General features: G+C 54.2%; 13 protein-coding genes. 3 read left to right on the top strand and 10 right to left on the bottom strand.

All coding sequences use genetic code 11. From position 1 onward, the window contains the following. Window positions 1-17: 17 nt before the first annotated feature. Window positions 18-2,651 carry a glucosidase family protein gene (locus H7F31_RS00285; protein ID WP_187102521.1) on the bottom strand — a complete coding sequence of 878 codons (2,634 nt, stop codon included), beginning with the start codon at window positions 2,649-2,651 and terminating at the stop codon, window positions 18-20. Between the two features lie 324 nt (window positions 2,652-2,975). Here H7F31_RS00285 and clpP point away from each other — a divergent pair, with 324 nt between their 5' ends. The 3 genes from clpP to H7F31_RS00300 all read left to right on the top strand — a co-directional run bounded on the left by clpP (window position 2,976) and on the right by H7F31_RS00300 (window position 5,488). Next, window positions 2,976-3,557, top strand: a complete 582-nt coding sequence (clpP, locus tag H7F31_RS00290) for an ATP-dependent Clp endopeptidase proteolytic subunit ClpP (RefSeq protein WP_108993888.1) — start codon at window positions 2,976-2,978, stop codon at window positions 3,555-3,557. Window positions 3,558-3,740: 183 nt separating this feature from the next. Continuing rightward, window positions 3,741-4,517 (top strand): formate/nitrite transporter family protein, encoded by a 777-nt coding sequence (locus H7F31_RS00295; RefSeq protein WP_187102522.1) that lies wholly within the window; start codon window positions 3,741-3,743, stop codon window positions 4,515-4,517. Between the two features lie 56 nt (window positions 4,518-4,573). Next, complete coding sequence (locus H7F31_RS00300) at window positions 4,574-5,488, top strand: L-lactate dehydrogenase (protein WP_187102523.1); 915 nt, start codon at window positions 4,574-4,576, stop codon at window positions 5,486-5,488. Window positions 5,489-5,601: 113 nt separating this feature from the next. On the opposite strand, the gene H7F31_RS00305 is transcribed toward H7F31_RS00300, so the two are convergent. The 9 genes from H7F31_RS00305 to H7F31_RS00345 form a co-directional block, all read right to left on the bottom strand. Then, complete coding sequence (locus H7F31_RS00305; RefSeq protein ID WP_087571756.1) at window positions 5,602-5,922, bottom strand: hypothetical protein; 321 nt, start codon at window positions 5,920-5,922, stop codon at window positions 5,602-5,604. A 253-nt stretch (window positions 5,923-6,175) separates the two neighbouring features. Beyond that, window positions 6,176-6,445 (bottom strand): HPr family phosphocarrier protein, encoded by a 270-nt coding sequence (locus tag H7F31_RS00310; RefSeq protein ID WP_068678916.1) that lies wholly within the window; start codon window positions 6,443-6,445, stop codon window positions 6,176-6,178. Window positions 6,446-6,638: 193 nt separating this feature from the next. Further along, window positions 6,639-7,580 (bottom strand): DNA-binding protein WhiA, encoded by a 942-nt coding sequence (gene whiA / locus H7F31_RS00315; protein ID WP_087571755.1) that lies wholly within the window; start codon window positions 7,578-7,580, stop codon window positions 6,639-6,641. Between the two features lie 6 nt (window positions 7,581-7,586). Continuing rightward, on the bottom strand, window positions 7,587-8,573 hold the full coding sequence (gene yvcK / locus H7F31_RS00320; RefSeq protein WP_087571793.1) for a gluconeogenesis factor YvcK family protein: 987 nt from the start codon (window positions 8,571-8,573) through the stop codon (window positions 7,587-7,589). Between the two features lie 14 nt (window positions 8,574-8,587). Continuing rightward, window positions 8,588-9,475 (bottom strand): RNase adapter RapZ, encoded by an 888-nt coding sequence (rapZ, locus tag H7F31_RS00325; RefSeq protein WP_187102524.1) that lies wholly within the window; start codon window positions 9,473-9,475, stop codon window positions 8,588-8,590. An 11-nt stretch (window positions 9,476-9,486) separates the two neighbouring features. Next, on the bottom strand, window positions 9,487-10,437 hold the full coding sequence (locus H7F31_RS00330; RefSeq protein ID WP_187102525.1) for an ROK family glucokinase: 951 nt from the start codon (window positions 10,435-10,437) through the stop codon (window positions 9,487-9,489). A 279-nt stretch (window positions 10,438-10,716) separates the two neighbouring features. Continuing rightward, complete coding sequence (trxB, locus tag H7F31_RS00335; RefSeq protein ID WP_087571753.1) at window positions 10,717-11,664, bottom strand: thioredoxin-disulfide reductase; 948 nt, start codon at window positions 11,662-11,664, stop codon at window positions 10,717-10,719. 22 nt (window positions 11,665-11,686) lie between these two features. Beyond that, the gene (locus H7F31_RS00340) at window positions 11,687-13,441 is read right to left on the bottom strand and encodes a tetratricopeptide repeat protein (RefSeq protein ID WP_187102526.1); all 1,755 of its coding nucleotides are present in this window, start codon (window positions 13,439-13,441) and stop codon (window positions 11,687-11,689) included. A 330-nt stretch (window positions 13,442-13,771) separates the two neighbouring features. Next, window positions 13,772-14,722 carry a ribose-phosphate diphosphokinase gene (locus tag H7F31_RS00345; RefSeq protein WP_187102527.1) on the bottom strand — a complete coding sequence of 317 codons (951 nt, stop codon included), beginning with the start codon at window positions 14,720-14,722 and terminating at the stop codon, window positions 13,772-13,774. Window positions 14,723-14,850: the final 128 nt, after the last annotated feature.

A 14,850-nucleotide genomic window follows, 5' to 3' on the forward strand; every position in this document is an offset into this window, starting at 1 on the left:
CATCGTTTTTGCCATCGTTAATCGAATCGCAGCACGATTTCGGCATTTCCGTCGAATCGTTCGATCAAGACGGTTTGCCCGGTAGGGCAGTAGGTTCCGCCGAAGGTCCGAGAGGGAATCGCGCCTTCCGGATGCGGGAGCCGGATGCTCACGGTGTTCGGTTTTCGGTCCGACCGGCAGACGACTTTCGCCACGATCTCATGTTGCTCCAAATTCGATTCGACGCTCAGCGTGACGGCTCCGAAATAAGTCGCGATTCCGTCCAACTCGATGATATTGCCGTTCTCCAGCCATTTGCTCGGAATTCCCGGCAACAAGTTCAACCGATCCTCCCCGTCTTCCATGTAAAGCATCCAACGGGTCTGCATGAGGAACCAGCCTTCCTCGTGCGTCTTATGCGGGCTGGCGTGCCAGAAGTGCTCCCAGAACGTATACGTCTCCCGGTCGGCCAATCCGGAGAAGCCGTTATAGTAGGCTTTCAGGAACGCTTTAACCTCGCCGCGTTTCAGATGCACCCACGGATGAATGCTGTAGTAGGGCTGGCTTAAAGCGACGTTGCGCGTACACATCAATTCCTGATGGTAATGCAACATGAATTCCGCCGCGGCTTCGTCCGGACGAACAACCTCTTGAAAGACGAGATATAGCGGGCCGAGAAGGGAATCCCGAGTGGCGACCGAACCGTGCGTCAGCCATTTGCCGCCTTCCCCGTTAACGGAAAGCGGTCCTCTGTGCTCTACCCAAGGAGGAACGGTCGGCACCCAGCTACCGTCGGCCAGAGGGACGACCGGGGAGTTCGCCATCGCGACGAACAAAGCTTGCCGGATATCCTCTTTCATGGCCTGCGCCTCTTCTTCGATTCGCGCGGAACGGTCGGGATCGGCGTTCGCGAGCATCTCCGACAGCCGGCTCATCCCCATATACGCATACCCGTTTAACATGAAGGAACGGAACGGGTCCTCCGGATCCGCCGTCTTCCCTTCCAGCATGCCGTATCCTTTGCCCCGAAGCGCCTCCGTTTTATTGCGTTCTCTCCACCTCGCCAAATAATCGAACGCCTTTAGCAGACGGTCCTTGATCTCCAGAAGCCAAGCTTCGTCCCGGGTATAACGGTAGTGCTCTCCGAGGCTCCATAACGAGGCTCCCGTTTCCAGCATATATCCGCCGTAGTTTTGAATCAGGCCATCCTCGTGCTGCTTATCCAAGAAAAACCGCAGCGCCCTCTCCGCAACGTCGTTCCAACCCATGGACTCCATGAATTGGATAATCGGCGAGCTCTCCGAGCCGATCGCCGTATACACGCCGATCGTCGGAACGATCGTCCCGCCGGGCTCCAGGCCGTAAGAGACAAGATCGAGATGGAGCAAGCCGGCCTTGACCATCTCTTCGATCCGCTGCTCGGGAAGCTTTACTGTCGCCGCTCGGGAAAGCTTCTCCCGCCAGAAAGCGCGGCACTCCGTCCATCTCTCTTCGAAAGATTGCCGCCGCAACCTTTCGGCGCGTTCCTCGGAGATCGGGCGGTGGGGCAAGTAGAATTCGAAAGCGATCGACTCTCCCGGAGCCAGGAGAACGGCCGTCTCTTCCGTTCCAAGCGGTTGTCCGCCCAGCTTGGATACGCAGCAAACCCGATTCTCCGAGTAGCGGACAAACCCGTTGCATCCGTCGAACTCGTATTGCTTGTCGTCGTTTAAGACGAAAGCGTTGGGAACGACGTTCTTGAACCAGGCGTATCTGGGCACTCGGGCTTTATTCGTAGCCATCGCCCGGAAGTAAAGCACCGTCTCCTCTTCCTGGTTCATCTCCTCCGGAAGGAGCCGTTCCCGCATCGCCGCCTGCTCTTCCGTCAGCATATGAAAGTGGCCAAAGCCGTCGGCGGCCAAAAAGTGGGTGCCCCTTAACGTATCGACCTTCAAAGGGCTGCTTTCGTAAGAAGCGAAGGATACCGTGTCGTAGACCACGTCGTTATCCGCGATCGTGGCGTGCAGAATGGGGAGCGATCCGTCCTCGAGCCTGCGGGAGACGCCGTCCACGCAGCCGACGCCCCGGCCAAGCATATACCGATAGCAGACGGGCTTGTCCTCGTTCTCCGGCAGCTTCGCTTCGAAACCGTGAAATCTCGGCTGCACCCAATCCCACAGCCTCTCCTCTCCGCCGACTCCGCGAAACCCGACGCCGAAAATCCGCATATCGCGCGACAACCCGAGCCAGGTCTGCGAAGCGAGCTCCCGGGTATGTTCGGCGGCGTTCTCGTAGGTTTCTTCCGGTTCGTCCTCGATCCTTTGCAGTTCGGTAACCAGGTTCAACGCCTTGACGTCGCGTTCGATTTGCCCGTATGTCCGATCGTCTTCGGCTTGCGTAACGGCGACTCCGTAAGCGGGGATGTAGATCGGATAAGCCTTGTTGACGTCCCTCAGGAAAAAACTGAACGGATGCTCGGGCGTATCGATCTTCACCAGAATCCCCTGCGAGCCGGTCTCTTCTTCCGTTTCAATGGTTACTTCCAGCCGCGCTGGGCCGCCGTCCGTGGAGAAGATAGCCTCATCGGACTTGCCGCTCCCCCGTACGATTGCCGTAACGACCGTGCCGACGGTCGCCGTAACAGCCCCCTCGATCGGCGCTATCTTCCATTCTACCGCGAATCTCGCAATCATCTTTTCCAGTCCCCCATTATCCCAAGGATGAACGGCTGCGCCCGTCGATTCAAATCTGAAAGCGCTAACACCAATACTTCTACTATAGGCCGCGAAGGACGTATCGGATAGCACAAATCTTGCGATTTCTTTTGGACTTTTTTGACCTGCATGATTAGATCAATCGGCCGTTAGGGCGAAGCATTTTTTCATTTGACCTTCTTTGACTTTTTGAAAACAATCCGTTATGATAGGAATACGAAATTTCTACTTATCGTTTCATGATGAGTTTATGCTTACGAAGATGCGTTTGCTGCGCAAACACTTAAGGAGGATTGGTTAAGAATGAATTTTGTGCCTATGGTAATTGAGCAAAGCAACAGAGGGGAACGCTCGTACGACATCTACTCCCGCCTGCTGAAGGACCGCATTATCTTCCTTGGCTCCGGCGTGAATGACGTAGTCGCCAACTCCATCATCGCGCAAATGCTGTTCCTTGCCGCGGAAGATCCGGAGAAGGACATTTCCCTTTACATTAACAGCCCTGGCGGCTCCATTACAGCTGGCATGGCCATTTACGATACGATGCAATATATTAAGCCGGACGTGTCCACGATCTGCGTCGGCATGGCCGCTTCCATGGGTGCCTTCCTGTTGACTGCCGGCGCCAAGGGCAAACGTTACGCGCTGCCGAACAGCGAAGTCATGATCCACCAGCCGCTGGGTGGAGCAGAAGGCCAAGCGAGCGATATCGAGATCCGCGCCCGCCGCATTCTAAAGATGCGCGACAAGCTTAACAACATTCTGGCGGATCGTTCCGGCCAGCCGCTTAGCCGCATCGAACAGGATACCGACCGCGACTACTTCATGAGCGCTGCCGAAGCGCAAGCATACGGACTCGTCGATAAGGTTATCGAGAGAATCTAAAGTAAGGCATCACCTAGAAGAAGCAGATGCTCCATTCGTCTGCTTCTCTTTTTTTTCATCTGTACGCCACATCTGTGACAAAGATCACTCCCCGCCATCGTGCGGCAAGCTATTATGGTTTTAGCAGGATGTTCCATCGCCTGTGGCCACAACCAGCCCATTATGCATCAAGAGGTGGTACTCATGGAAGTAGAAGCGTTAAGCAAGGTCGAGCAGCTCGCCCTAAAGAAGCTGCGCATATACAAAAATAGCGTCTGGCGTTATCTGTCCCGCTCCATGCTGGCCAGTATGTTTATCGGGTTCGGCGTTATCGTCGCCTTCAAGACGGGCAGCTTCTTCTATTTGGAAAATTCGCCGCTGACCTATCCCATGGCCGCAATCACGTTTGGCGCAGCCATCATCCTGATCAGTTACGGCGGAGGCGACCTGTTTACGGGTAATACTTTCTACTATACCTACGCTGCTTTGCGCAAGCGCATGAGGTGGTTGGATACCGTCAGGTTGTGGGTACTTAGTTACTTAGGCAACATCCTGGGCGCCGCCGCGTTCGCCTTGCTGATCTGGACGACCGGCTTGTTCTCAAGCCCCGACGTTCATGCTTTCTTGCTCGAGGTTGTGCACAAAAAGATGACCGCGCCGACTTCGGAGCTGTTCTTCCGGGCCATTCTTTGTAATTGGCTGGTCTGTCTTGCATTTTTCGTCCCCATGTCGATGAAGAGCGACGGAGCCAAGATGTTCGCCATGATGCTGTTCGTCTTCTGCTTCTTTATCTCGGGCTACGAGCACAGCATTGCCAACCTATGCACCTTCGCCATCGCATTCGTGTTGGATCCCGGAAACTTCTCTTATTCGGGAGGCTTCCACAACATCATCCCCGTCACGCTGGGCAATCTGATCGGCGGAGGCATCCTTATGGGATGGATGTACCATTACGTCAACAAGCCGTTCTACGAGGATTAAACGCAGTATCGTACGGCGATTGCCGTAAATCCCAATACAAGGAGCGAATTCATTCCATGAAAAAATCCAAAATCGTTATTATCGGCACCGGAGCCGTCGGCTCGACAACGGCATATACGCTTCTGCTTCGCAACCGCGTGGACGAACTGGTGCTCATCGACGCCAACCATAACAAGGCCGCCGGAGACGCGCTCGACATGAATCACGGCATGCCGTTCCTCGGTCAAGCCTCCGTCTGGGCCGGCACTTATGAGGACTGTGCAGGCGCCGACATCATCATCATTACGGCAGGCGCCGCACAGAAGCCAGGCGAGCCTCGCACCGAGCTGCTAAAACGCAACGTCGCCATCTTCGACAGCATTATCGAGCAAGTGCTTCCGTATAATGGAGACGCCATCCTGTTGATCGCTTCCAACCCTGTCGATATTATGAGCTACATGGCGTATAAGAAAGCAGGGCTGCCGATACAGCGCGTCATCGGCTCCGGCACGCTTCTCGACAGCGCGCGTTTCCGATACCTGATCGGCCAGAAGCTGGATATCGATCCTCGCAGCGTGCATGCGCATATCGTCGGCGAGCATGGCGACTCCGAGCTGCCGCTATGGAGCTTGGCCAACATAGCCGGATCGAAGCTGACATTGTCCGAGGAGGACCGCGAAGACGTATTCGTCAATACTCGCGATGCCGCCTACCAGATCATCGAAGCCAAAGGCGCGACCTATTATGCCATCGCGCTGGCGCTTGATCGGATCTGTACTGCGATCCTGAGCGACGAGGGCGCCGTACTTAACGTCTCGACCTTGCTGAGCGACTATCACGGCGTATCCGACGTCTACCTGGGCGTACCTTGTATCGTCGACCGCAGCGGCGTCAGACAAGTGATGGACATTACGATAACGGAGCAGGAGCGGGAACTCTTGCACAAGTCGGCGGACAAGCTCAAGGGGCTAATTTCCACGCTGCAGATTTAAGGACATCCCCTCATAAACGCAGCAATGGCGGTGAATGGGTTATGTTGCTACCCGTTCACCGCCATTTGTTGTCTTCATGGATTGTTTAGGCTGCCTTAATTGCCGAATACGGACTACATGGACGCCGGAGCGGCAACGATGCCGCCTTGGTGCAGAACGCTTTGCGCGTGCGCGTCCAGAGGTCGGTATCCTTTCTCCAGCAGTTCCTTGATGTACATCTTGTTATAGATGAACGAGAAGATGATTCCGGGAACCCAGGCTCCGAGGCCCAGCGTAAATATCCCGATCGCCGTAGCCGTAATAAACATGATCGCGGCCCACTTCAGATCTCCCCTAAACAACGCCGGGAAAAAACCGAAGAAGAAGGTTGTCCAGCTGAATCCAACCTTTACTTCCTTCACTCCGCCTGCCGCATTTACCAATCTTACGTGCATGTTCGTCAACTCCTTCTATGTATTGACATTATTATAGGAAATATTACCTAAATTGTCGATTGTTTTTTTGGTAACTAATGCGCTTACATGTAAAATAATTTACAAATATAGTCCCGCTGCCAGGGTGTCTTAGAGCCCGCCCAACGCAACCCCTGCGCACGCAAATAAGAGCCCTCTATGCGACCCTCTGCGTCGCACAAAAGACTCCCTTGCTTTGCTCATGAAAGGACGGAAATCCCGTCCGAGCGTACCCTTATTGGTTCTCGAGCTCTTCTTTGCTGACCAATGCGACTAAAGCGTTTACAGCCTGTTCCGCATCCGATCCTTCCGCACTTATGGAAATTTCAGTTCCGGAGCTGATCGCAAGGCTCATAATGCCCATAATGGATTTAGCGTTTACTTTCTTATCGTCCTTCTCTACGAATACCTCGGAGGAGAATTTGTTCGCTTCTTGAACGAATAGCGCTGCAGGCCTAGCATGAAGCCCAGTCTTCAACCGAACGACAACCGGAAGCCTTGTCATGGAAACATACCCCCTATATTATACTGAATCATCTAGCGGAAACGCTTGTCTAAGCCCTTTATGCGGGGACGTCGTTCCGCGTTGAATTCTGAGGCTAACATAAGCGCCGTGCGCTTAATGACAGCTTAGAATTGAACATATACCGTCAGAAAAGCCAATTACAACTTATTATATCATTTTACAGGCTGTAGCACTAGGCAAAAGTTGAACCGGACCGTATTTTTTCGGCCATTTCGTCAATTTTGCGAAGACGGTGATTGACGCCGGACTTGCTTACTTGCCCTTTCAGCATCTCGCCTACTTCCGTGAGGTTAAGGTCGGGATGCTGCATCCGAATGACCGCGACCTCGCGCAGCTTGTCAGGCAGGCTGTCGAGTCCGATCTCCTTCTCCAGTAGCTTTATGTTATCGATCTGCCGAACGGCAGCTCCGATCGTTTTATTCAAATTGGCGGTCTCGCAATTGACGATCCGATTGACGGAATTTCGCATGTCGCGCATAATCCGAACGTCCTCGAACTTGAACAACGCTTGGTGCGCGCCGATGATGTTCAATAGTTCGATGATCTTCTCGCCTTCCTTGATATAAAAAATAAAACCTTTTTTTCGCTCGATGCATCTCGCGTTCAAATCGAATTTATTCGCCAGATCGACGAGAGCGCCGCAATGCTCTTCGTACATCGAAGCAATTTCAAGATGGTAAGACGAACCCTCCGGATTGTTAACAGAGCCTCCGGCAAGGAAGGCGCCGCGCAAGTAGGAGCGTTTGCAGCAAGGCTTGCGCACGATCTCTTTGTCGATACCATCATTGAACATAAAGCCTTCGGAGACGATTCGAAGTTCGGCCAGCGTCTCCTGCACCTTGGCGGGGAGACGTACGATATAGACGTTATTTTTCTTAAGCCTCATCTTCTTGCGCACGAGCAGTTCTACATGCAGGTCGAAGTGCTTTTTGATCAGTGAATATATTCGGCGCGCGATCGCGGCATTCTCCGTCGAGATGTCAAGAACGACCTTGCGGCTGGATAAGCTGACCGAACCGTTCATCCGTATAAGGGCCGATAATTCGGCGCGCTCACAGCAGCTGTCCGCTTCTACCATCGTCAGCTCTTTTTTTGTTTGGGCCGCAAAAGACATTCTGCCTCACCTCTTTCGTAACATCCAATTCTCCACCAGCTTGTAGATATGGTGGCTTAACCGCTCCGCGTCGTGACGCAGGAACGTACGGAACAACACAAGCTTGTCGGCGATAACCTTGTACCCTCTGCGGGTGACCTCGTCAATGTCCAACTGGACGGCCTTGGCCCCAAGCTCGGCGTACTTGCTCTCCACCTGCGGCGGAATCTCGCCGTCGTTTACGATGACATAATCGAATAAATGATGGCCGATATGGGCGTGAATGGCGTCCAGATGATTGCTGACCGTATAATTATCCGTCTCGCCCGGCTGCGTCATCACGTTGCAGACGAACAGCTTGACTGCCTCCGACTCCACGATGGCCTGAGCCAGCTTGGGAACGATCAAGTTCGGCATGATGCTCGTGTACAGACTGCCGGGGCCGATCAAAATGGCGTCGGCCTGTTCGATGGCTTCCACAGCTTCCGCGAGCGGCACGACATCGGCAGGCTCCAGGAACACGCGCTTTATCGCCTTCCCCGCTTTGGGAATTTGCGATTCCCCCGTCACGATAGTTCCGTCTTCAAGCTCCGCCTTAAGCACGATTGCACGATTTGCCGCCGGCAGCACACGCCCGCGTACGGCCAGCACTTGGCTAAGCTGACGAATGCCCGTCACGAAGTCTCCGGATAGATCCGTCATGGCGGCCAGCATCAGGTTGCCGAGGCTGTGTCCCGCAAGTCCGTTGCCATTTTTGAAGCGATACTTCAGCATGTCGGCAAGCAGCGGCTCCACGTCGGCGAGCGCCATCAGTACGTTGCGGATGTCACCCGGCGGCGGAATCTGCAGCTCATTTCTTAATATGCCGGAGCTGCCGCCATCATCGGCGACCGTAACGATCGCCGTTATGTCGAGCGGCTTCTCCTTCAATCCTCGCAGCATGACGGAGAGACCCGTGCCGCCGCCGATGACGACGATCTTGGGACGACGAACAATCTTTTGGATCGTCTGCATGTTCTCCCCCCGAATCAATGCTTATCACGCTCCGAATCCCGATGACTTACGCGTACCCGCTCCGTGTCGCTGCTCCCGAGCACCTTGCCCAAATATTCCGCAATGGCTACGGAGCGATGTTTGCCGCCTGTGCATCCGATGCCGATCACAACCTGGCTCTTGCCTTCCTTGCGGTATAACGGGATGAGGAACTGCAGCATATCGATCAGCTTCGCGAGGAACTGATGCGTCTCCGGCCACTTCATCACATACTCGTAGACATCGGGATTCTGGCCCGTGTTGGGACGCAGATGCTCGACGTAATGCGGATTGGGCAAAAATCGAACGTCATAGATCAAGTCGGCATCGATCGGAATGCCGTACTTGAAACCGAACGAGGTTACATTAACGGAGAGGTTGCTTTGCTCCACATTCGTGAAATGGGTGATGATACGTTCCTTGAGCTGCAAAGGTTTCAGGCTGGTCGTATCGATAACCTGGGAAGCCGAACCTTTGAGATCCTCCAGCAAGCGGCGCTCGTTATGGATGCCATCCAGCGGAAGTCCCTGAGGCGCCAACGGATGCCGGCGCCTGCTCTCCTTGTAGCGCTGGACGAGCACTTCGTCCGTAGCGTCCAGGAACAGGATCTCGCAGCTTATGGTATGATGATCTTTGATATACGCCAATGATTCCGACAGCGCCGTGAAAAATTCGCGTCCCCGCAGGTCGATAACGAGCGCAACTTTGCCGATCTTGCCGTTTGACTGCTCGATGAGCTCCGCGAACTTGGGAATGAGCACCGGCGGAAGGTTGTCGACACAGAAGAATCCAAGATCCTCCAGGCTTTGCACCGCAATGGTCTTGCCCGCGCCCGACATGCCGGTAATGATCACTAGCTTAGCAAGCGTTGCCGTCGTTTCCATGCGTACACCTACTATCCTCTAAGAATGAGTCCTGCAGCGCCTACGACGCCCGCATCGTTGCCCAGCGTAGCCGGTACGATCTTGACGCCTTCCTTGGCTTGATCCTGCGTATATTTCTCGAACACTTCGCGAATCTGGTTAAATAAGAAGTCGCCGGCCTTCGATACGCCGCCGCCAATAATAAAATATTGCGGGTTTAATACGATGGAGAGCATCGCCATCGATTTGCCGAGATAATAAGCAGCGCGGCTCACGATGCGCGCAGCCACCTCGTCGCCGGCTTTCGCCGCGTCGACAACGTCCTTCGCCATAATGTTCTCCACCTGCGCAAGCGTCGTCCGGTCGCCGCGGGCCACGGCGTCCTTCGCCATACGAATGATGCCTGTCGCGGATGATACGGTCTCCAGACAGCCCATCTTGCCGCAGCCGCACTGGATTGCTTCCAAATCCGGAACGATCGCGATATGGCCGAGCTCGCCCGCCATGCTGTTGAAGCCCTCAACGATCTTGCCGTCTATAATAATGCCGCCGCCGACGCCAGTGCCGAGCGTATAACATACGCAATGCGCTACGCCTCTGCCTGCGCCTGCCCATGCTTCGCCCAGCGCCGCAACGTTCGCGTCGTTGTTCACTTTAATGGTTTTGCCAAGTTCCCGCTCAAGGAAACCCTTTAAATCCGTATTCTCGATGTACAGGTTTGCCGAATATTTCACGTAGCCCTTCGAGATGTCCAAGAAACCCGCGATACCGACGCCTACGCCGTCCACTTGCTCCCAGTCGTAATTAGACTGTTCTACAATGTTGCGCGCGTACCTCGCGATATTATGAAGAATAGCGTCCGTACCTTTATCCGTTTCCGTCGCCCCTTCATAGGTATGAAGGAGTTGCCCTTCTGCGTCGCACAGGCCTACCTTAATGGTTGTGCCGCCGACATCGACGCCCACGTAAATCTTCTCAGACATGACAATAGCCACCTCGTTTACATAATTAACATTCTCTGTTCCAACTATAAGCGTTGTTTCCGCGTCGGTCAAGGTGAAACGGCTTTCCCCATCCTATGGCGGGCAACGCGTTTCGTCGCCAAAATGAAGAGGACCGCCGCCTGATTATTGCCGACTTCTCAGGTGCAGTCCATCTATGCGGCCGCGGCGAGGACAGCCCAAGCTGCCTGTTGTGCCCAGACGAGCGTCGCGCTGGTCACGCTTTAACGTTCCTCGTCGTTCCCGCCGCCGCATGGTTGATTACAGCGACTGGCTCCAGTCATGCGTAATGGATCCTTCCAGGAACCGTTCGCAGTCGAGCGCGGCCATACAGCCGCTGCCCGCTGCCGTGATGGCTTGACGATACTTGCTGTCCTGCACGTCGCCGCAGGCGAATACGCCCGGAACATTCGTCTCCGAGGAGCCTGGCTTGACCTGAATGTAACCATATTCGTCCGTGTCAATCTGTCCGCCGAGGAATTTCGTGTTCGGCGTATGGCCGATCGCGATGAAGATGCCGTTCGTTTCGATAACCTCTTCTTCCCCCGTTGCATTGTCGCGCACCTTGAGGCCCGTTACTCCCATGCCGTTAGCCACGACTTCCACTGGCGTGCGGTTAAGGCTCCAACTGATCTTCTCGTTCTCGCGGGCGCGCTCCTGCATGATCTTGGAGGCGCGCAGCTCGTCGCGGCGGTTGACCAGCTCAACGTTCGTAGCGAAGCGCGTCAGGAAGTTTGCTTCCTCCATGGCGGAGTCGCCGCCGCCGACCACGATGATCTTTTTGCCCCGGAAGAAGAAGCCGTCGCATGTCGCGCAAGTGCTGACGCCTTTGCCCACGTTGTCCTTCTCGCCCGGAATGCCGAGATACTTAGCCGACGCCCCCGTGGAAATAATGACGCTCTCTCCGACGATCTCGCCCTGGCCTTCCACTTGCAACTTGAACGGACGCTGCGACAGGTCGATGGAGTTGACCCAACCCGTCAGAAATTTCGCGCCGAAGCGCTCCGCTTGCTTACGCATATTGTCCATGAGCTCAGGGCCCATAATACCTTCGGGGAAGCCCGGGAAGTTCTCGACCTCCGTCGTCGTCGTCAACTGCCCGCCCGGCTCCGGTCCTTCGATAATGAGCGGGTTCATGTTGGCGCGCGCCAGGTAGATGGCAGCCGTTAGTCCGGCTGGTCCCGTGCCGATAATAATGGATTTGTACATTGATTCTCACCTCATGCCAAATTTAGTCTTCGTTGGGTTCGTGCGAGGAGAAAAACGAGCTGATGCTCTTCATTTTCTCCTTGATGCCGCATGCGCTGTCGATCAGCTTTACGTGTTTGCTTACCGTCGCGATCGATGTTCCATAACGAACGGACACCTCGTGGTAAGAGATCGCGCGACGATGCATCTTGGCCGTCAAGTATTCGAGAGCCGCCGCCCAGCCTTCCGATTTCGTCAGCTTGGGAACGTCGGGATAGACGCGCGACAAATACTCCACCCATAATGTCATCATATCATGCTGCTGGACGAGATCATAATGCTTGCTCATCCGGCTCAGCGCGGTTTGGGCCACTTCCTCCCACTTGTCATGCCATTCCGGCAGCCTCGACGGCACGCGGTTCGGTTCGATGGTCGTCTCCTTGCCTTCCAGCACGACCTTGAGCGGCTCCTGCACGCCGATCGTGCGCAAGACGAAAATCGCGATTTTTTTCAAATAATCGTCTTCGTCCGACTCCAGCAGGAATGCGCGCAATACGTCCTTCACTTCGTTATCTGCAATCATGCCGAACGCCTGAATAACCTGCAGCTTCGTATGCTGGTCCCCATGCCGCAGCGCCCAGAAGAATGAGGAACGGACAAGCGGATCGCTCTTTAGATGATCGGGAATGCCGTCCGTCGACTTTTCCCATAGCTTGAACTGCTCCTCGAAGGGCAGATGGTAATGATAGCTGATAGGCGCAGCGGCGCGTCCCTGACGGAGCTGTTCGAGCTGCTGCATGTAATAATGGGGAACATCGGAGCTCGGGTCGAGCTTCATCGTCGTCTTCCACAGCCGCTCGGCGTCGTTAAGTCTGCCTATGTTGCATGCCGCTACCGCGGCGTAATGGAACAGGCACGGATCTTGCTGTACCTCGGAGTCCTTGGCGAGACGGATGAAATGCCGGTAGGCAATCTCATGTTCGCCCAATATGCCCATCGTCGTCGCCAGCTTGAACACATGCTCCTGATGAAACGGCACTGTCTTGGTCAGCAAATCCACCAGCTCCGCGAGATTGTCTTTGTCTCCTTCGTGCTGATAGAAAATCGCTAGATTGCAAAGCGCGTGCAAATTGCCAGAATCCTGGGCTAGCACACTGCGAATGGCTTCCTTCGCCTTGTCGAACAATCCCATATAATAATAAGCCAGCGCAAGATTATTGCGAGCCGCAAGAAATTCGGGCTGCCCCTCTACGATATCCTCCAGAATGCGCACGGCCTCGGTAAACTTGCCTTCCTCCAGCAGCGCGCGTGCCTGGTCGTGCTCCACCATGCCTTCGCGAGCCTTAATGCTCTTAAGCGCCATCGGCCGCTCCAGCTCGAATTGAAGCAGATCCATCATCTCTTCGGCTTCATCCAGGTATTGTCCTTCGGGATCCTCTTGCAGGTATTTAACGAGCGATTGCTCGGCGGCCTCATACATTTCCATGTTGGCGAAGTTATTGGCCATATAGAAGTGGCATTCCGTCATCATAGGGTCAAGATCGTCCATAATTCGGCTCAAAATCTCGTTGGACTCCTTATAGTTGCCCATCTCCGACAGAATACCCGCCATATTGCAATGATTCACGGGATTGTCCGGTTCGTATTCCACGGCTCTACGGAAATATTTGAGTGCCTTGTCATAATGGAATCGGTCCAGCGAGCGTACCGCGCGCTCGAAGAAGAATGTGGCGTCCCACTGTATAGAGATAATGTTCGTATTCGCGCCTTCGCCGACCGCCATTCTTTTTTTGTTCATTTGCAAGGCACCTCCTTTTCTATCCTTCGTCAGCACGATTATACCATAGCCGGGCATGTCCCAACATGCTAGAATATGTGGGAAAATCGCGGACAGCCTCCAGGCCGCCCGCGATTTTCGCAATTGGAATACTTATAGAGGTTGTTCAAAAAGTCCGCTTTTGATCACGAAGTATGCCACGAGGCCTACTCGACATCGAATCTTGAATTCAGGCGAAACTTCCGGTGCTCACGTAGCTTCCACTACGCTCCGCTCCTCAGTTTCTACCTTCATCCAATCTTCTCGGTGCTGAAAACCGAACTTTTTGAACTCTTACTTATAATGTTCCGATTATACGCCTTTGTTCTTGAACAGCGTGCTGATGGAGCCGCCGTCCAGAATGATCCGAGTCGCTTCCGCGAGCAACGGCGCAACGGACAAAATTTTAAATCGTTCCGGCGTCTCCTCGGGCAGCATGATAGAATCGGTCACGATCACTTCTTTTATAGATGGATGGTCTAAACGCTCGATGGCCGAGCCGGAGAACAGCGGATGCGTGGCGCAGACATATACATCCTCGGCCCCGCGTTCCTTAAGGCTTTCGACTACGTTCACGATCGTACCGCCCGTATCGATCAAGTCCTCGATAATGATCGGCGTCTGCCCTTCGACGTCGCCGATGACATGCGTAATGGAGGACTCGTTGTGCGCGGAGCGCTTCTTGATCATGATGGCGAACGAGGTGTCCAGGTAGTTGGCGAGCTTCTCCGCCGTAGACGCGCGGCCCGCATCCGGAGATACGACAACCGGGTTCTTAATGTTCTTGGACTTCAGGTAATCGCTGATCAGGTCCAGCGCCGTCATATGGTCCACAGGAATGTTGAAGAAGCCCTGGATCGCCGGAGCATGAAGATCGATCGTTATGACGCGAGTCGCTCCGACCGTCGTCAGTACATCCGCCAGCATCTTCGCCGAGATCGGCTCTCGTGGCGCAGCCTTCCGTTCCTGACGAGCATATCCGTAGTACGGCATAATGATGTTGACCGTCCTTGCGGAAGCACGCTTCGCCGCGTCGATCATAACCAACAATTCGACAAAGTGCTCATTGATGGGATGCGAGAACGACTGAACGAGAAAGACGTCGCAGTTCCGAATCGTCTCTTCGTAGTGAACGTAGATCTCACCGCTCTTGAAACGGGACAGTTTGATGGAACCTAGGTTCAAACCAAGCTCTTCGCTAATTTTCTGAGCCAATACCGGGTTTGACGAACCTGAAAAAATACGCACCTTGTCGCTTAACATGATACCCTCCTGAGCGTTTCGACCAAATAATTTATTACTCCAATCAAGCTTACCTGTCCTATTATACATTGATTTATGAAGATTTCAAAAATGTAAATGCACTATTTTTCGACAAAGTCATGAATTTG

It is taken from the genome of Paenibacillus sp. PAMC21692, from assembly GCF_014303795.1.
GTDB classification, from domain to species: Bacteria; Bacillota; Bacilli; order Paenibacillales; family Paenibacillaceae; genus Pristimantibacillus; species Pristimantibacillus agaridevorans.

Bases quoted from the DNA above. Each gene is read 5' to 3' on its own strand.
- H7F31_RS00285 (WP_187102521.1), bottom strand. From the start codon at position 2,651: ATGATTGCGAGATTCGCGGTAGAATGGAAGATAGCGCCGATCGAGGGG.
- clpP (WP_108993888.1), top strand. From the start codon at position 2,976: ATGAATTTTGTGCCTATGGTAATTGAGCAAAGCAACAGAGGGGAACGC.
- H7F31_RS00295 (WP_187102522.1), top strand. From the start codon at position 3,741: ATGGAAGTAGAAGCGTTAAGCAAGGTCGAGCAGCTCGCCCTAAAGAAG.
- H7F31_RS00300 (WP_187102523.1), top strand. From the start codon at position 4,574: ATGAAAAAATCCAAAATCGTTATTATCGGCACCGGAGCCGTCGGCTCG.
- H7F31_RS00305 (WP_087571756.1), bottom strand. From the start codon at position 5,922: ATGCACGTAAGATTGGTAAATGCGGCAGGCGGAGTGAAGGAAGTAAAG.
- H7F31_RS00310 (WP_068678916.1), bottom strand. From the start codon at position 6,445: ATGACAAGGCTTCCGGTTGTCGTTCGGTTGAAGACTGGGCTTCATGCT.
- whiA (WP_087571755.1), bottom strand. From the start codon at position 7,580: ATGTCTTTTGCGGCCCAAACAAAAAAAGAGCTGACGATGGTAGAAGCG.
- yvcK (WP_087571793.1), bottom strand. From the start codon at position 8,573: ATGCAGACGATCCAAAAGATTGTTCGTCGTCCCAAGATCGTCGTCATC.
- rapZ (WP_187102524.1), bottom strand. From the start codon at position 9,475: ATGGAAACGACGGCAACGCTTGCTAAGCTAGTGATCATTACCGGCATG.
- H7F31_RS00330 (WP_187102525.1), bottom strand. From the start codon at position 10,437: ATGTCTGAGAAGATTTACGTGGGCGTCGATGTCGGCGGCACAACCATT.
- trxB (WP_087571753.1), bottom strand. From the start codon at position 11,664: ATGTACAAATCCATTATTATCGGCACGGGACCAGCCGGACTAACGGCT.
- H7F31_RS00340 (WP_187102526.1), bottom strand. From the start codon at position 13,441: ATGAACAAAAAAAGAATGGCGGTCGGCGAAGGCGCGAATACGAACATT.
- H7F31_RS00345 (WP_187102527.1), bottom strand. From the start codon at position 14,722: ATGTTAAGCGACAAGGTGCGTATTTTTTCAGGTTCGTCAAACCCGGTA.